The organism is Pseudomonas sp. NPDC090208 (assembly GCF_044746785.1).
In the GTDB taxonomy this organism is placed as follows: domain Bacteria; phylum Pseudomonadota; class Gammaproteobacteria; order Pseudomonadales; family Pseudomonadaceae; genus Aquipseudomonas.
Genome location: NZ_JBIVCU010000001.1, coordinates 198001 through 215779 on the forward strand (window position 1 = coordinate 198001; position 17779 = coordinate 215779).

Here is a 17779-nt window from a genome sequence, read left to right on the forward strand (position 1 = left end):
ATCACATTCACCATCGTTGGTGTCTGACCCACCGCAATCGCGAGCAAGCTCACTCCTACAACAGCGGTGAACACCACGAAATTGGGTATACCCAATCCCCGTGGGAGGGAGCCCTGCTCGCGAAAGCGTCGGATCAGTCGGCATCGTAGTGTCTGACCCAACGTATTCGCGAGCAGGGCTCCCTCCCACAGGTTTTTGTGTTTATCGATAGATCAGGCACCACCCGCCATCAGGACCATCCGCGCTATGATTCGGACCGTTGCCCGTCCTGATCGTCAAGGAGCCCTCCTGCATGTTCGACTTCACCGCTCAACTCAGGCAGCGGTTCGCCGCCCTGCGCAGCAGCGCGCCTTTCTTCTCCCTGCGTTACGTCAGCCAGACCAGCCAGCACCTGTCGGTGCGCAAGAACGTCGCCGAGCCGCCGCAGTTGAGCCGCGACGAAGGCGCGATGCTGACCGTGCGTATCGATGGTGTCGAAGCCTACGCCGCGACCAACGATCTCTCTCAACGTGGCCTGCAAGCCGCCCTTGAGCGCGCCGAAGCCCAGGCCCGCCAGCTCGCGCCCCATGCCTTGCTCGACCTGCGCGAACACAGCGTTGCCACCGCCCGCGCCGATTACCTGTCGCCGAACCTGGCCAGCGCCTTCCCTTCGCTGAGCGATTGCTATGCCCTGCTCGGCGCCGAATCCGCGGCCGTGCCGAAGGACGAGCGGCTGGTCAACTGGCAGGTCAGCCTCGGCCTGGAAAACGTCGAGCAGATCTACCTCAACAGCGCCGGGGCCGAGATTCGTCAGGCCCAGCGCTTCGTCTTCCCGGGCCTGGGCGTGACGGCCTACGACGGTCAGGACAGCCAGAGCCGCAGCCTTGGCCGGGAGAATTTCGGCCAGCAAGGTGGCGCCGAAGTGATCGCCGCCTGCGGCCTGATCGGCGCTGCGCCACGGGTGGCCGATCAGGCGCTGCAACTGCTGCTGGCACCCAACACGCCCAGCGGCCCGCGCGACCTGCTGCTGACCCCGGACCAGATGATCCTGCAGATTCACGAGTCCATCGGCCATCCGCTGGAGCTGGACCGCATCCTCGGTGACGAGCGCAACTACGCCGGCACCAGCTTCGTCAAAGCCAGCGACTTCGGCAGCCTGCAGTACGGCTCGCCGCTGCTCAACGTGACGTTCGACCCGGAGATTCCCGAGCAACTGGCGAGCTACGCCTTCGACGACGACGGCACCCCGGCGAGCAAGCAATTCCTGATCAAGGACGGCGTTCTGCTGCGCCCGCTCGGCGGCGCGCTGTCGCAATACCGCAGCGGCATGGATGGCGTCGCTAACAGCCGCGCCTGCAGCTGGAACCGCGCCCCCATCGACCGCATGGCCAACCTCAATATCGAGCCGGGCGACCGCTCGATGGCGCAACTGATCGAAGGCATCGAAAACGGCATCCTGATGAGCACCAACCGCTCCTGGTCCATCGACGACGCGCGCAACAAATTCCAGTTCGGCTGCGAATGGGGCCAGTTGATCGAAAACGGCGAACTCAAGGGCGTGGTGAAAAACCCCAACTACCGGGCGATTTCCGCGCAGTTCTGGCGCAACCTCAGCGCGGTCGGCGATGCCAGTACGTTCAAGGTGCTCGGTACACCGAATTGCGGCAAGGGCGAACCCAATCAGGTGGTGCGCGTGGGCCATGCCTCGCCCGCCTGTGTTTTCGCCAACGTCGATGTATTTGGAGGTGACGCCTGATGTCCCATCAACAACAGTTCCATGCTCTGGTCGACTGGCTGCGCGACGCCCTCGTCAGCGGCGAACGTTTCACCCTTGGCTACAACGCCGAGGCGTCGGATTTCATCCGCTTCAATCACGCCAAGGTGCGCCAGAGCGGCCATGTGCAACAGGCAAGCGTGTACTTCAAGCTGATTGCCGACGGCCGCCATGCCGACCTCAACCTGACCCTCTCCGGTGACGGCGGAACCGACCGGCAACGTTTGAGCGAAGCGCTGCAGCAATTGCGCGACACCCTGCCGTTGCTGCCGGAAGATCCGTACCTGCAGCTCAACGACGCGCCCTGGCAGAGCAGCAATATTCAGGAATCGCCACTGCCGGACAGCGCCCATGTGGTCGAGCAGATCGCACGCCTGGGTGAAGGGCTGGACCTGGTCGGCATCTACGCCGCCGGGCCGCTCTATCGCGGCTTCGCCAGTTCAAGCGGCGCGATGGGCTGGCATCAGGCCAACAGTTTCAACTTCGACTGGAGTCTGTTCCACGCCAACGGTCAGGCGGTGAAAGCCAACTACGCCGGTGATCAGTGGAACGACGAAGCCTTCGCCCAGCGCTTCACCCTGGCTCGAGAGCAACTGGGTTTCCTCGGTGAGCCGGCACGCACTCTGGCGCCCGGCCAATACCGCGCCTACCTGGCGCCGGCGGCGCTGGAGGAAGTCATGGGCATGCTCGGCTGGGGCGGTTTTTCTGCGCAGTCGCTGGCCAACAAGACCAGCCCGTTGCAGCGGCTGTACGACGGCCACGCCACGCTGAGCCCGCTGGTGAATCTGGATGAGCAGGTGACCGGTTCGCTGTCGCCGGCGTTTTCCGGCGAGGGTTACCCGCGCGTCGACCTGTCGCTGGTGGCCGAAGGTATCGCCTGTGACCGCCTGATCGACTCGCGCAGCGCCGCCGAATACGGCCTGACCGCCAACGGCGCCGGCTGGGGCGAATCGCCGGGGTCGCTGAGCATGCATGGCGGCGATCTGGCACTGGATGACGTGCTGAACGAGCTGGGCACAGGGCTGTACATCAGCAACCTGTGGTACCTGAACTTCTCCGACCGCACCGCCGGGCGCATCACCGGCATGACCCGCTTCGCCACGTTCTGGGTCGAAGACGGCCAGATCAAGGCACCGGTCAGCACCATGCGGTTCGACGACAGCATTTTCAGCCTGCTGGGCGGTGCGCTGGAACAATTGACCACGCAAAGGGAACTGATCCTGTCGACAAGCACCTACAGTCAACGGCAGACAGCCTCGAACCTGCTGCCGGGGGCGTTGCTGAGCCGGTTGACCTTGACCTTGTGAGGTGCCCGGCTTTTGATTCTGCCCGGAGGGCGTAGGAGCGTAGCTTGCTCGCGATCTGGCGCGCAGCGGCAGCAATGGCAGCGAACGCCATGGAACTGACAATCTGCGTCAGCAGGCTTTACTGCCGCTGCGCGCCAGATCGCGAGCAAGCTCACTCCTACAGGCCTTCGGCCAGAAGCAGAGCGCACAAGGCAGCAAGACGACGCGCCAAACCTATGACCTGATAAGCACAAGCCGCCAAAAAGGACCGACGATTTCCATGCCGACCACCACTCCGCAGTTGGACGCCCGCACCCTGCGCTGGATGCCCTGGGTCATAGCCATCGCGTTTTTCATGCAAAGCCTGGACGGCACCATCCTCAACACCGCGCTGCCGTCCATGGCCCGTTCACTGTCGGAAGACCCGCTGCGCATGCAGTCGGTGATCATCGCCTACATGCTGACCATCGCTCTGCTGATTCCCGCCTCGGGCTGGATCTCGGACCGGTTCGGCATCAAGCGCATCTTCTTCAGCGCCATTCTCCTGTTCAGCTTCGGCTCGCTGCTGTGCGCGGCGTCCAACTCCCTCGGCATGCTGGTCGCTGCCCGCGTGGTGCAGGGCCTGGGCGGTGCGCTGATGATGCCGGTCGGGCGTCTGATCGTGCTGCGTGCCTATCCGCGAACCGAGCTGGTGCGCATCCTCAGCTTCATCACCATGCCGGCGCTGCTCGGCCCGCTGATGGGGCCGACCGTCGGCGGCTGGCTGGTGGAATACCTGAGCTGGCACTGGATCTTCCTGATCAACATCCCGGTGGGCCTGATCGGTTGTTTCGCCGTGCGCACCTTCATTCCCGACCTCAAGGGCGGCGGGCGCACGCCGTTCGATCTGGTCGGTTTCACCCTGTTCGGCGCGTCCATGGTGCTGATCACCATCGCCCTGGAAGGCCTCGGCGAGCTGCACCTGCCGCACCTGCGCGTGGTCATGCTGCTGTTCGGCGGCATGGCCTGTCTGGCGGCCTACTGGCTGCGCGCGGGACATGTCGAAGCGCCGCTGTTTTCGGCCAGCCTGTTCCGCACCCGCAGTTTTGCCGTCGGCATCATGGGCAATCTGTTCGCCCGCCTCGGCAGCGGCGCCCTGCCGTTCCTGGTGCCGTTGATGCTGCAGGTGGCGCTGGGTTACTCGCCGTCCCATGCCGGGATGAGCATGATCCCGCTGGCACTGGCGGCGATGTTCGCCAAACCGCTGGCGACTCGCGCCATCGAGCGCCTGGGCTATCGCATCGTGCTGACCGGCAACACCCTGCTGCTCGGCGCTCTGCTGGCAAGCATGGCGCTGGTCGATGCCGACACGCCGTACTGGATGCTGCTGATCCATCTGGCGCTACTGGGCGGGGTCAACTCGCTGCAGTTCTCGGCGATGAACGCGGTGACCCTGATCGACCTCGACGACGCCAGCGCGGCCAGTGGCAACAGCCTGCTGTCGGTGGTGGCGCAGTTGTCGTTGAGCCTGGGGGTCGCCTGCGCGGCGGCGTTGCTCGGCGGGTTTACCGACGATGTGGCAAGCGGCGAGGTCAGCAGTGTGCTCGGCGCGTTCCAGCTGACCTTCCTCTGCGTCGGCGTGCTGGCGATGCTGGCGGCGTCGATCTTTCTGCAACTGTCGCCGAAGATGCCGCCGGAAACCCCGCCGCGCAAACCGCAGGCGGAGCCGGAAATCGAGGCGTAAGGATGCGCAAAACCTCCTGCGGGTGCAGAACCTGTGGGAGCGGGCTTGCCCGCGAAGAGGCCAGCACACCCACAGAATGGTTGTCGTCTGGCATATAGCTTTCGCGGGCAAGCCCGCTCCCACAGAGGGCATTTTTCCCAAACAGATCATTCAGCAACAATGGCCGCCATCAACGAGGTGCCACCATTTATCGCCCGCCGCCCCTGATCCGGGGCCGTGAACTGATACACTGCGCGACATTTTGTTTTGCAGGCCACCCCCGTGACTAACTTCAACACCTTGCCCCTGTCCGCCGCCATGCTGGCTAACCTGGAATCCCTCGGTTATGCCGAGATGACGCCGATTCAGGCCCAGAGCCTGCCGGTGATGCTCAAGGGCATGGACCTGATCGCCCAGGCCAAGACCGGTTCGGGCAAGACCGCCGCGTTCGGCATTGGCCTGCTCAACCCGATCAACCCGCGCTATTTCGGCTGTCAGGCGCTGGTCATGTGCCCGACCCGCGAGCTGGCCGACCAGGTGGCCAAGGAAATCCGTCGTTTGGCCCGCGCCGAGGACAACATCAAGGTGCTGACTCTGTGCGGCGGCGTGCCGTTTGGCCCGCAGATCGGCTCGCTGGAGCACGGCGCGCACATCATCGTCGGCACGCCGGGACGCATCCAGCAGCACCTGCGCAAGGGCTCGCTGATCCTCGACGGCCTCAACACCCTGGTCCTCGACGAAGCCGACCGCATGCTCGACATGGGTTTCTATGACGCCATCGCCGACATCATCGAACAGACCCCGGAGCGCCGTCAGACCCTGCTGTTCTCCGCGACCTACCCGGTGGGCATCAAGCAGCTGGCCTCGAAGTTCATGCGCGACCCGCAGACCGTCAAGGTCGAGACGCTGCATGCCGACAGCCAGATCGAACAGATCTTCTACGAAATCGCCCCGGAGCAGCGTCTGGAAGCGGTGGTGAAAGTCCTCGACCATTTCCGTCCGCAGTCCTGCGTGGCGTTCTGCTTCACCAAGCAGCAGGTGCAGGACGTGGTCGATCACCTGACCGCCAAAGGCATGTCCGCCGTCGGCCTGCATGGCGATCTGGAACAGCGCGACCGCGATCAGGTGCTGGCGATGTTCGCCAACCGCAGCACCTCGGTGCTGGTTGCCACCGATGTCGCCGCGCGCGGTCTGGACATCGATGCGCTGGACATGGTGGTCAACGTCGAACTGGCCCGCGACTCCGAGATTCACATCCACCGCGTGGGCCGTACCGGTCGCGCCGGTGAGAAAGGCATCGCAGTCAGCCTGGTGTCGCCATCGGAAAGCCAGCGCGCCCGTGCCATCGAAGAGTTGCAGAAAGCGCCGCTGAATTGGCAGCAGTACGACGCCCTCAAGCGCAAGGAAGGCGGCAAGCTGCTGCCACCGATGACGACGCTGTGCATTGCTTCCGGCCGCAAGGACAAGCTGCGCCCCGGCGACATCCTCGGCGCGCTGACCGGTGAAGCCGGCATTCCTGGCACTCAGGTCGGCAAGATCGCGATCTTCGACTTCCAGGCCTATGTGGCGGTAGAACGCGGCATCGCCAAGCAGGCGCTGGATCGCCTGAACAACGGCAAGATCAAGGGCAAGTCGCTGCGCGTGCGGATTCTCTGATCCCCCGCGACACCGCGCCGCCCTTATCGCGAATGAATTCGCTCCCACAGGTTGAATCGAGCTCTTTGTGGGAGCGAATTCATTCGCGAGACGTATTCCCAGACACCCCCGCATTCCAGAGGACACCGCTTTGCCCGCTACAGACGTTGTGATCATCGGCGCCGGCGCCGCAGGTTTGATGTGTGCGTTCACCGCCGCCAATCGTGGCCGCCGGGTGATGCTGATCGATCACGCCAACAAGCCGGGCAAGAAAATCCTCATGTCCGGGGGCGGTCGCTGCAACTTCACCAATATGTACACCGAGCCTGCCAACTTCCTTTCGCAGAACCCGCACTTCTGCAAATCGGCGCTGGCCCGCTACACCCAGTGGGATTTCATCGAGATGGTGGGCAAGCACGGCGTGCCCTATCACGAGAAGAAGCTCGGCCAGCTGTTCTGCGACAACAAGTCCAGCGACATCCTCGGCCTGCTGCTCAGCGAGTGTGACGACGCCGGCGTCAGTCTGCACATGGACACCTCGGTGCAAAACATCGAGAAGATCGAGTCCGGCTACGTGCTGCAAACCACCCTCGGCGAGCTGCGCTGCGAGTCGCTGGTGATTGCCACCGGCGGGCTGTCGATTCCGACGCTGGGCGCCACCGGTTTCGGTTATCAGGTCGGCAAGCAGTTCGGTCACACCCTGCTGCCAACCCGTGCGGGCCTGGTGCCGTTCACCATCACCGATCAGCTCAAGGAGCTGTGCACCGAGCTGTCCGGCACCTCGGTGGATTGTCTGGTGAGCTGCAATGACACCAGCTTCCGCGAGAACATCCTGTTCACCCACCGCGGCCTCAGCGGCCCGGCGATCCTGCAGATTTCCTCGTTCTGGCACCCCGGTGACACGGTTGAAATCAACCTGCTGCCGGACCACGACGCCCACGACTGGCTGACCACCCAACAGCGCGAGCGGCCGAACAGCGAGCTGAAAACCCTGCTGGGGGAAATCTTCACCAAGAAGATGGCTAACCTGATCGCCGAGCAGTGGTTCGTGTCCAGACCGATGAAGCAGTACACCCACGGCGAACTGGTCGACATCGCCAACAAACTGGCGAGCTGGCAAGTGGTGCCGGCGGGTACCGAGGGCTATCGCACCGCCGAAGTGACCCTGGGCGGCATCGACACCCGCGAAGTCTCGTCCAAGACCATGGAATCGCTGAAATCGCCGAAGCTGTATTTCATCGGCGAGGTGCTGGATGTCAGCGGCCACCTGGGCGGCTTCAACTTCCAGTGGGCATGGGCTTCGGCATATGCGGCGGCGCAGTACGTCTGATTTCGACAGCGCAACACTGACGCTTTTTGTGGGAGGGAGCCCTGCTCGCGAAAGCGTCATACCGGACAACGCTGCAGTGTCTGACCCGACACCTTCGCGAGCAGGGCTCCCTCCCACAGAGAATTGCGCCATCGTCCAGCCCGGTGAATGACGCGTATGACGGAATAAATTTTGCTATCCGGATGTACAGCCATCAGTGATCGCTGTACATACTCACTCAGCAAAACCGAAAAGTAGCGAACAAGGCTGTTGGCGTTCATGGCATCGAAATCGTTGCGCAATACCTTCCGTCGCCTCTGGGCACTGGACAAGTTTTCCTACAGCGTGCGGGTTTTCATCGCGCTGACCGGCAGCATGGCGCTGTGCTGGTATCAAAACGAGATGTCGCTGCTGATCCCGCTGTTTCTGGGGATTATCGCCAGCGCCCTGGCGGAAACCGACGATAACTGGCAAGGCCGCCTCAACGCGCTGGCGGTGACGCTGGTGTGTTTCAGCATCGCTGCGCTGTCGGTGGAATTGCTGTTCCCCTATCCCATCCTGTTCATCTGCGCCTTCGCCCTGGCGGCGTTCTGCCTGACCATGCTCGGTGCGCTGGGCGAGCGTTACGGTGCGATTGCCTATGCCACGCTGATTCTGTCGGTCTACACCATGATCGGCGTCGATCAGCGCGGCGGCGAGGTGCTGGATTTCTGGCACGAACCGATGCTGCTGGTGGCCGGTGCCGCCTGGTACGGCCTGCTCTCGGTGCTGTGGCAGGTGCTGTTTTCCAACCAGCCGGTGCAGCAGGCGCTGGCCCGGCTGTTCCGTGAACTAGGCCTGTATCTGAAGCTCAAGTCCGAGCTGTTCGAGCCGATCCGCACCCTGGATGTCGAAGCCCGCCGTCTGGAGCTCGCCAAGCAGAACGGCAAAGTGGTGGCAGCACTCAACGTCACCAAGGAAATCATCCTCAACCGCGTGGGCAGCGGGCGGCCGGGATCGAAAGTCAGCCGCTACCTGAAGCTGTATTTCCTCGCCCAGGACATCCACGAACGCGCCAGTTCTTCGCACTATCCGTACAACTCACTGGCCGAAGCGTTTTTCCACAGCGACGTGCTGTTCCGTTGCCAGCGCCTGCTGCGCCAGCAGGGCAATGCCTGCCGCGATCTGTCGGTGTCGATCCAGCTGCGTCAGCCGTTCATCTACGACGACAGCTTTGCCCACGCCCTGGACGATCTGCACGCCTCACTCGAACACCTGCGTATTCAGAGCAACCCGGCCTGGCGCGGCCTGTTGCGTTCGCTGCGGGCGCTGGCGAGCAACCTGGCGACCCTAGACCGCCTGCTCAGCGACGCCAGCAACCCCGACGCGCTGGCCGACGCAACCGACAGCAGCCTGCTGGACCGCTCGCCGCGCAGCCTCAAGGACGTCTGGACGCGCCTGCGCCTGCAACTGACGCCGACTTCGCTGCTGTTTCGTCATGCCCTGCGCCTGCCGCTGGCGCTGGTGGTCGGCTACATCATGGTGCACCTGATTCACCCGTCCCAGGGCTACTGGATCATCCTGACCACAGTATTCGTCTGCCAGCCGAGCTACGGTGCGACCCGGCGCAAACTGGGCCAGCGCATCGTCGGTACGGCCATCGGCCTCACCGCCGGTTGGATTCTTTTCGACCTGATCACCACCCCGGTGCTGCAGTCGATGTGCGCGGTGCTGGCCGGGGTGGTGTTCTTCGTCAACCGCACCACCCGCTACACGCTGTCGACGGCGGCGATCACGGTGATGATCCTGTTCTGCTTCAACCAGGTCGGCAACGGCTACGGGCTGTTCCTGCCGCGCCTGATGGACACCCTGCTGGGCAGCCTGATCGCAGGGCTCGCGGTGTTCCTGTTCCTGCCGGACTGGCAGGGCCGCCGGCTGAACAAGGTGCTGGCCAACACGCTGTCGTGCAACAGCATTTACCTGCGCCAAATCATGCAGCAGTACGCCCAGGGCAAGCGCGACGACCTGGCCTATCGACTGGCCCGGCGCAACGCGCACAACGCCGACGCGGCGCTGTCGACCACCCTGGCGAACATGCTCATGGAGCCGGGCCACTTCCGCAAAGAAGCCGACGTCGGTTTCCGTTTTCTGGTGCTGTCACACACCCTGCTGAGCTACCTGTCCGGCCTGGGTGCCCACCGCGACACCCAGTTGCCGGGCGAGGCGCGCGAGCAGTTGATCGAAGGTGCCGGCGCGCACTTGGCAGCGAGCATCGACGAAATCGCCCAGAGTCTGGCGACCCGCCAGCCGGTGGCGGTGCAAAGCGATGCCGAAGACGCATTGGCGGCCGATCTGGAGCAGATGCCGGAAGAAATCGACGAAGCCCAGCGACTGGTCCAGACCCAACTGGCGCTGATCTGTCGGCAACTGGGCGCTCTGCGCACCCTGGCCGCGCACCTGATCAAGGCGCCGGAGCAGGACGCCGGAGAGATTACAGACCGTGCAGCTTGAGCAGGCTGTCGTAGCTGCCGTCGGTTTTCATGGCCGCGATGGCCTTGTCGAAGTCGCCGACGATCTTCTCGTGATCGGCGGTTTTCAGCCCGACGAGAATGTGCAGGCCGTTTTCGCTGAGTGAGCGCGGCACGAACTCGACGCTGTCGCGTACCTCCTCGGGCTCGCGCCCCAGCGCAAAGCGTGCGGCAAATTCATCCTCCACCGTCAGGTCCACCCTGCCCGCCGCCAGCATGCGCACGGCGGTGGAGAAGCTCGCCACCGGCACTTTCTTCAAGTCGGCATCGCTGTCGAAAGCCGGCGAATAGGCGTAGCTGCGCACCACGGCAATCGAATAGGGATGCAGCTGGCGCAGGTTCTGGTAATGGATGTCCGAGCTTTTGCGTTGCAGAAAGCGCAGGCGGTTGACCAGATACTCACCGGAAAACTGGCCGATCTGCGTGCGTTCCTCGCTGTACCAGGCGTTGATCACCACGTCGTAGCGGCCTTCGCTCAGGCCATGGATCGCCCGTGCCCAGGGAACCTGCTCGTATTCGGTGCTGTAGCCGGCCCGTGCCAGTGCCGTGCGGATCAAGTCAGTGGCCAGCCCGCCATTGAGCAGCGTGGCGTCGGCGTAAGGCGCCCAGGCATCTCCGGCCAGCCGCAGGGTCTGCGCCACAGCGCCCTGGCTCATGAGCAGCAGGGCCAGCACTCCCATGGCTTGAAGCAAACGCGACATGCTCAAGATCCTTAGCCAGGCCAGCAGCCTGCACGTGGTTCAGCGTCGGTGGATCAATACGGTGACATCCCTGATGCGAGCATTCGACAGACGCGTAGCCGGCCGAAAGGTGAGGCGGTTTTTTCCAACCCGATGCCGTTCCTTGCGAAGACGGGCAAGGATCGATAGCAACTGGCCTTCATTGAAGACCCGAACCGGGCTTTGTACAACCCGCAAACAGATGACGTTTGTGCCGCAGTTCAAGAAAAACGCGCCTGTTCATTCTCGCCCTGACCCACAGTGGCTTTGGGCTCAGGCCGATATGCGTTTAGTATCCGCCATGGATTTCTTTTCGCGAGCCGGCCTCATGTCTATCAACTGGATTTGCAAACACCATACCGACCTGAGCAAGGAACAGCTGTACGCCATCCTGCAACTGCGCGCGCAGGTGTTCGTGGTGGAGCAGAAGTGCTGGTATCAGGATGTCGACGGGCAGGATCTGCTGGGCGACACCTGCCATTTGATGGCCTGGCAGAACGAACAACTGGTCGCTTACCTGCGCCTGCTCGACCCGATTCAACAGAACGGCGACGTGACCATCGGCCGCGTCGTGACTGCACCGTCAATGCGCAACAAGGGCATGGGCCATGAGCTGATGGTGCAGGCGCTGGAACACGCCGAACGCAAATGGCCCGACCAGCCGATCTACCTCTCGGCCCAGGCGCATCTGCAGGGCTACTACAGCCGCTATGGTTTCAACCCGGTGGGCGAGGTGTACGTCGAAGACGGGATTCCGCACATTGGCATGCGTCGGGATCTGGATTGAAATAGCCAGCCCTCTGAAAACCTGTAGGAGTGAGCTTGCTCGCGATAGCGTCCGAACTGACACAGCCTTGTTGAATGTACTGTCGTTATCGCGAGCAAGCTCACTCCTACAATGGCCCTGTTTTTCCCAAGGGATGCCTGGCAAGCCGTTCACGGATACCCCAACACCGCCTTGACCTGCGAAAGGTTATCCACAATCCACTGCCGGTCGATGGCACCCCAGTCACGAATCCGGTAGCCACCGGCGTGGTTGCGCGCGCCTTCCTGTTGTTCGAACTCACAGACGATGTCCAGATCGGCCAGCGCGGCAATGGTGTCCTGAGCCGTGCGCCGAGGCATGCCGGTGACTTCGGTCAGCGCCGGCACACTGGCGGCGACACCGCTGTCGATCAGGTGCGCCACGTACAGGCGGCGGTAGAAACTGCTCTTGGTCTTGCTGACGTCCATCCTCGGTCCTTGTGTGGAAGTAACTGATTGTCCCGCGCCCCTTAAAAAACCGTCACCCCGCCTGCATGTCCCGCCAGGTCAGGTAAATGCGCAGGTCGAACTCCAGCTGGTGATAGCCCGGCTGCATGTGCTCGCACAGTTTGTAGAACGCCTTGTTGTGCTCGGTTTCCTTGAAGTGCGCCAGTTCGTGGACGACGATCATTTTCAGAAACTCGGGCGCGGCGTCCTTGAACAGCGAGGCCACGCGGATTTCCTTCTTGGCCTTGAGCTTGCCGCCTTGCACCCGCGACACCGTGGTGTGCAGGCCGAGCGCGCGATGGGTCAGGTCCAGACGGTTGTCGAACAGCACCTTGTCGATGTTCGGTGCATTGCGCAGGTGTTCCTGCTTGAGCGCCAGCGCGTAGGCATACAGCGCCTTGTCGCTCTGCACATCGTGGCGTGCCGGGTAGCGTTGTTGCAGATAGGCACCCAGCCTGTTCTGGGCGATGAGTTGCCGGACCTGATCCTGCAACGCTGCCGGGTAGGCCTGCAGGTATTTAAGCGGCGTCGTGACAATGGCAGTCATGGTCGGAATCGGGGCCGGGCAGCAGAAACGGAGCGCAAGTCTACCGCTTTCGTTCGGTGCCGACAGCCTTGCCGCTGTCCGGCAGCTTGATCGGCTCGATATAACGCAGGGCATCCTGCGGATCGACAGGGTGGGCCAGCAAGAAGCCCTGGATCACTTCACAGCCGTTGGACACCAGCCATTGGTACTGATCGATGTTCTCCACGCCCTCGGCGATCACTTCGATGTCGAGCATCCGGCACAAGTCGATGATCGCCCTGGCCACCGCCATGTCACGCGGCGAACCGAGCATGCCACCGATGAAATGGCGGTCCAGCTTGAGGGTGTCCAGGTCCAGGTTGCGCAAGTGCGCCAGCGAGCTGTCGCCAGCACCGAAATCGTCCAGCGACACCCGCACGCCGATGTCATGCAGGTTCTGCAGCTGTTTGCGGCTGTGCGCCAGGTTATGCACCAGCGATGGCTCGGTGATTTCCACCTCCAGTTGACGAGGGTGCAACCCATGCATATGGATGGCACGCTGCAGCTCGGCGGCGAGATTGGGCATGCTGAACTGCGCCGGGCTGACGCAGACACTCATGATCAGATCGTCGGCAAACACCCCGGCCCAGCGCTTTCTCTGTGCCGCACCCTGCTCATAGATCCAGCCACCGAGCTTGTTGATCAGGCGGGTTTCTTCCAGCAGCGGAATGAACAGCCCGGACGGCACATCGCCAGCGGACGGGTGCTGCCAGCGCAGCAGAGCCTCGAAGCCCCGAATGCGACCGGTGACGACGTTGATCTGCGGCTGGTAGACCATGGAAAAGTCTTTGCCGTCGATGGCCGTGCGCACGCTTTCTTCGAGCATCAGCCGCGACCGTGCCCGGCCGTTCATGTACTGATCATAGAAACGGTACTGATGTCGGCCCGCACGCTTGGCTTCGTACATGGCGATATCGGCGGCGCGCAGCAGGCCGTCGAGGGTGGTGTCGCAATCCGGATGGATGGCAATGCCGATACTGACACCCATGGTCGCCTCGATGCCGTCGATCTGCCGCCGCACAGAGATTCGCTCGATCAGTTTTTCCGCGACCTTGGCTGCGTGCTCCGGGTAATCGAGCGCATCGACCACCACCACGAACTCGTCACCTCCCAGACGCGCCAGCACATCGTAAGGGCGCAGGCTTTCCTTCAACTGTTCGGCGACCCACAGCAGTACCTGATCGCCGACGTCATGGCCGAGGGAGTCGTTGACGTGCTTGAAGCCATCCAGATCCAGATACAGCACCACGAGGTATTTGCCGGCGTGCTCGTTGCGCAGCAGCATGCCTTCGACCGCCTGGTACAAGCCGCGACGGTTGAGCAGCCCGGTCAGCGCATCGGTCACCGCCTGTTGTTCCAGTTGCCGATAGAGGTCGCGCACCACGGACATGTCGAGCACGCTCAGGACCATGCCTTTCTGTTCTTCCGGCAATGGCGCGCAGGACAACGCCACCGGGATCTGTCGGCCATCGGGGGAACACATGACCGCATCGTGAACGCGGTAGGTGTCGGCACGCCGGTAATGGTGATAGAAGCCGGAGTCGCGCCATTCGTTGATGACGGGGTCTTGAAGGTAGCGGCGCAATTCGGTGCTGCGCAGCTCGCCATCGGTCATGTTCAGCAGGCGGCAGATGGCCGGGTTGGCGAAGCTGATGATGCCGTCTTCGCTGACCACCAGAATGCCCTCGCCGACGTTGGCCAGCACCGAGGCGTTGAAGGCCCGTGCCGATTCCAGTTCGCGGCTGAGTTTCTGCAGGGCGCGGCGGTTGTGCTGATGCTCCAGCAGCGCCTGCACCTTGGGCTTGAGAATGTTGGGGTCGAACGGCTTGAACAGGTAATCCACAGCGCCGCTGGCATAGCCTTTATGCACGGCATCCCGGGACTGCTCATTGGCGGTCAGAAAGATGATCGGGGTCAGTCGGGTCCGCTGGCTGCCGCGCATCAACCGCGCGACCTCGAAGCCGTCCATCTCCGGCATCTGCACATCGAGCAGTACCAGATCGACGTCCACGTCCAGCAACAGACCCAATGCTTCCATGCCTGAACTGGCCGTTACGATCTCCCAGTCCTGGCGCTGCAGGACCGCCCGCATCGTCACCAGGTTTTCCGGATAATCATCTACGACCAACAGAACTGACTTGCCAATAGGTGGCTGGGATTGCACGCATTCCATGCTGCTTCTCATTCACTTGACTGCCCAGGTGACAGGCTCTGCCCATGATCCGAATGGACTTCACTCTAGTCCTGAATAAGAAAAAGGGTAGCGACGCCACTGTTATGCCATCCCTAAAGGGGCCATTAGCCGACTAACGGTATCTTCGCTGTACGGCAGGACCACCCTGCCCCACAGGAAAAATGGCGGCACATTGACGCCAGCCACTCGACGGATTCACGTTAACAAACCCTCCCCCCAACCGTATAAGGAGCACCCCTCAAACCCTTGCGCCAGACACGTTACTGGCAAAGAGACACATCGGACGAAAGACACAATGATTGATCTGGGATCGTGGAATCTGAGCATTCCCGTGGGCTCGCCCCCCGCCACTGTAGAAACCGCACAACTGCTGAGAGGCTACGACGACAAATATTTCAAATCCGGCTCATCGAACATCAGCTTCTGGGCGCCGGTGACCGGCTCGAAAACCGCCAACGCCATCTACCCGCGCACCGAGTTGCGTGAAACCTGGTCCGACGGCAGCCTGCACAACTGGCATTACTCCGACGCCGACAACTTCCTCAACGCCAAACTCAAGGTCCTGCAGGTTCCGTCGTCGGGCCGCATCGTCATCGGCCAGATTCACGTCTATGAAAGCAACCAGCCGCTGCTCAAGGTCGAGTACCAATATCGGGACGCCACCAAGGACGGCGCCATCGTCGCCAAAGTCCGCTTCCACCCCGATGACAAGAAAGCGCGCATCTTCACGATTGCCGAAGGCATTCACATCAATGAAACCTTCAACTATGAAATTCACTTGAACAAGGCCGGCCTGCTCAGCGTCAAGGCCTTCGGCATGGCCTGGAACGATCGCATCAGCGCGACCTGGAGCAAAGAACAGCTGTACTTCAAGGCCGGCGTCTATACCCAGGACAACACCGGCTACACCAGCGAGGGTGGCAAAGCGATGTTCTTCAACCTCGATATCGATCACAACAAGACGTAATGGGCACCTAACGCAGGACCTGTAGGAGTGAGCTCTGCTCGCGATGACGTATCTGCATCCAGCACTGCGGCGACTGACCTGACGCTATCGTCCGAGTGGGGCCCAGACCAAGCTCACTCCTACAAAGATCAATGCGATTCAATCCGCACCGGATCCTCAACCCGCCTTATAAGCCTTTTCCGCCGCGGCGAAGCGTTCCAGCATGTTCGCCGTCGGGCCGCGGCCTTTGCGGCTGAAGACCACGATGGCGATGCTGGCGAAGATAAAGCCCGGGATGATTTCGTACAGCCCCAGCACCTCAAAGTGTTTCCACGCCACGACAGTGATCGCACCGACGAGAATCCCGGCCAGGGCACCGTTGCGGGTCATGCCTTTCCAGATCACCGAAATCAGCACCACTGGGCCGAATGCCGCGCCGAAACCGGCCCATGCGTAACTCACCAGCCCCAGCACTTGATTGTCCGGATTGGATGCCAGGGCGATGGCAATCAGCGCCACCACCAGCACCATTGCCCGACCGACCCAGACCAGCTCACGCTGAGAAGCGCGCTTACGCAGCAGCACTTTGTATAGATCTTCGGTCAGGGCGCTGGAGCACACCAGCAACTGGCAACTCAGGGTGCTCATGACCGCCGCCAGAATGGCCGACAGCAGAACACCCGCCACCCAGGGGTTGAACAGCAGCTTGGCGAGCTCGATGAACACACGCTCATGATTGCCATTGACGGGGCCGGCCACGTCCGGGTTCGCCGAGAAATAGGCAATGCCGAAAAAGCCGACCGCCACGGTGCCGCCCAGGCAGAGAATCATCCACGCCATGGAAATACGGCGCGCCTTGGCAATCGACCTGACCGAGTCGGCCGCCATGAACCGCGCCAGGATGTGCGGCTGACCGAAGTACCCCAGCCCCCAGCCCAGAAGCGAGACGATACCGATGAAGCTGGTGTTCTTGAGCATGTCGAAATGGCTCGGATCTTCGACCTCGATGGCCAGGAGCGTCGTGTCGACGCCACCGGTCGCCAGCAGCACGATGATCGGTGTGAGGATCAGGGCGAAGATCACCAGCGTGGCCTGCACCGTGTCGGTCCAGCTCACGGCCAGGAAACCGCCGATGAAGGTGTAGGCGATCGTCGCAGCAGCACCAGCCCATAAGGCGGTTTCGTAGGACATGCCGAAGGTGCTTTCAAACAGCCGGGCGCCGGCGACGATGCCCGATGCGCAATAAATGGTGAAGAACAGCAGGATCACCAGCGCCGAGATGAAGCGCAGGATGCCGCTGTGATCGTCGAAACGGCTGGAGAAATAGTCCGGCAGGGTCAACGCGTCGCCGTTGTGCTCGGTCTGCACACGCAGGCGGCCGGCCACGAACAGCCAGTTCAGGTAGGCGCCGACGACCAGGCCGATGGCGATCCAGCTCGCCGACAACCCGGACAGATAAATCGCCCCCGGCAAGCCCATGAGCAGCCAGCCACTCATGTCCGAAGCGCCGGCCGACAGAGCAGTGACCACACTGCCGAGGCTGCGTCCGCCAAGAATGTAGTCCGACAGGTTGTTGGTGGAGCGGTAAGCCATCAGGCCGATCAGGACCATGGCGACGATATAGATCACGAAGGTGATCAGGGTGGGATTACTGACGCTCAAAAGCATGCCCCTTCTGTTGTTGTTATGGTCACGGCACGGTGGCAGCGCAGGCTCCTGAACGACCACTTGCACCAAAGGCGGGCATGCTAGTGAACGTGGCCGACAGGGTGCAACCCAAGAGCAACATCAAGTTGCACCTTCATCGAACAAAAATGTAACAGTCTGGATTTGCTGCACTTTTCTGGCGCAGGCGGCAAACCGCCACGTCGCCGTAGGAAAACGCCAGAGGTTAGGTAATACCTGATCTTTA

The 17779-nt window shown here is 62.2% G+C and carries 13 protein-coding genes; 8 read left to right on the forward strand and 5 right to left on the reverse strand.

Translation table 11 applies throughout. From position 1 onward, the window contains the following. Nucleotides 1-292: 292 nt before the first annotated feature. From ACIPL0_RS00845 to yccS, 6 genes are all read left to right on the forward strand, one after another. Nucleotides 293-1735, forward strand: coding sequence for a TldD/PmbA family protein (locus ACIPL0_RS00845; protein WP_400594774.1), 1443 nt, complete (start codon nucleotides 293-295; stop codon nucleotides 1733-1735). Continuing rightward, nucleotides 1735-3060, forward strand: coding sequence for a TldD/PmbA family protein (locus ACIPL0_RS00850; protein WP_400594771.1), 1326 nt, complete (start codon nucleotides 1735-1737; stop codon nucleotides 3058-3060). The genes ACIPL0_RS00845 and ACIPL0_RS00850 overlap by 1 nt, the downstream gene beginning before the upstream one ends. A 259-nt stretch (nucleotides 3061-3319) precedes the next feature. Continuing rightward, nucleotides 3320-4762 carry a multidrug transporter subunit MdtD gene (gene mdtD / locus ACIPL0_RS00855; RefSeq protein WP_400594769.1) on the forward strand — a complete coding sequence of 481 codons (1443 nt, stop codon included), beginning with the start codon at nucleotides 3320-3322 and terminating at the stop codon, nucleotides 4760-4762. 297 nt (nucleotides 4763-5059) lie between these two features. Then, nucleotides 5060-6397, forward strand: a complete 1338-nt coding sequence (gene dbpA / locus ACIPL0_RS00860) for an ATP-dependent RNA helicase DbpA (RefSeq protein WP_400595191.1) — start codon at nucleotides 5060-5062, stop codon at nucleotides 6395-6397. A 130-nt stretch (nucleotides 6398-6527) separates the two neighbouring features. Beyond that, the gene (locus tag ACIPL0_RS00865; protein WP_400594767.1) at nucleotides 6528-7706 is read left to right on the forward strand and encodes an NAD(P)/FAD-dependent oxidoreductase; all 1179 of its coding nucleotides are present in this window, start codon (nucleotides 6528-6530) and stop codon (nucleotides 7704-7706) included. A 258-nt stretch (nucleotides 7707-7964) separates the two neighbouring features. Then, nucleotides 7965-10175 carry a YccS family putative transporter gene (yccS, locus tag ACIPL0_RS00870; protein ID WP_400594765.1) on the forward strand — a complete coding sequence of 737 codons (2211 nt, stop codon included), beginning with the start codon at nucleotides 7965-7967 and terminating at the stop codon, nucleotides 10173-10175. Here the strand turns inward: yccS and ACIPL0_RS00875 are convergent. Then, nucleotides 10156-10893 (reverse strand): substrate-binding periplasmic protein, encoded by a 738-nt coding sequence (locus ACIPL0_RS00875; RefSeq protein ID WP_400594762.1) that lies wholly within the window; start codon nucleotides 10891-10893, stop codon nucleotides 10156-10158. The genes yccS and ACIPL0_RS00875 overlap by 20 nt on opposite strands. Before the next feature lie 346 nt (nucleotides 10894-11239). Here ACIPL0_RS00875 and ACIPL0_RS00880 point away from each other — a divergent pair, with 346 nt between their 5' ends. After that, complete coding sequence (locus tag ACIPL0_RS00880) at nucleotides 11240-11698, forward strand: GNAT family N-acetyltransferase (RefSeq protein WP_400594759.1); 459 nt, start codon at nucleotides 11240-11242, stop codon at nucleotides 11696-11698. Nucleotides 11699-11847: 149 nt separating this feature from the next. Here ACIPL0_RS00880 and ACIPL0_RS00885 read toward each other — a convergent pair whose 3' ends face one another. From ACIPL0_RS00885 to ACIPL0_RS00895, 3 genes are read right to left on the reverse strand one after another with little or no spacing between them, the layout of a single operon-like run. Beyond that, nucleotides 11848-12144, reverse strand: coding sequence for a helix-turn-helix domain-containing protein (locus tag ACIPL0_RS00885; RefSeq protein WP_400594756.1), 297 nt, complete (start codon nucleotides 12142-12144; stop codon nucleotides 11848-11850). A 52-nt stretch (nucleotides 12145-12196) separates the two neighbouring features. Further along, complete coding sequence (locus tag ACIPL0_RS00890) at nucleotides 12197-12709, reverse strand: YgjP-like metallopeptidase domain-containing protein (RefSeq protein WP_400594753.1); 513 nt, start codon at nucleotides 12707-12709, stop codon at nucleotides 12197-12199. A 40-nt stretch (nucleotides 12710-12749) separates the two neighbouring features. Beyond that, nucleotides 12750-14900 (reverse strand): EAL domain-containing protein, encoded by a 2151-nt coding sequence (locus ACIPL0_RS00895; RefSeq protein WP_400594751.1) that lies wholly within the window; start codon nucleotides 14898-14900, stop codon nucleotides 12750-12752. 316 nt (nucleotides 14901-15216) lie between these two features. On the opposite strand from ACIPL0_RS00895, the gene ACIPL0_RS00900 reads away from it, so the two are divergent. Next, nucleotides 15217-15888, forward strand: a complete 672-nt coding sequence (locus ACIPL0_RS00900; protein WP_400594748.1) for a polysaccharide lyase family 7 protein — start codon at nucleotides 15217-15219, stop codon at nucleotides 15886-15888. 156 nt (nucleotides 15889-16044) lie between these two features. On the opposite strand, the gene putP is transcribed toward ACIPL0_RS00900, so the two are convergent. Beyond that, on the reverse strand, nucleotides 16045-17529 hold the full coding sequence (putP, locus tag ACIPL0_RS00905) for a sodium/proline symporter PutP (protein WP_400594746.1): 1485 nt from the start codon (nucleotides 17527-17529) through the stop codon (nucleotides 16045-16047). Between the last annotated feature and the right edge of the window lie 250 nt (nucleotides 17530-17779).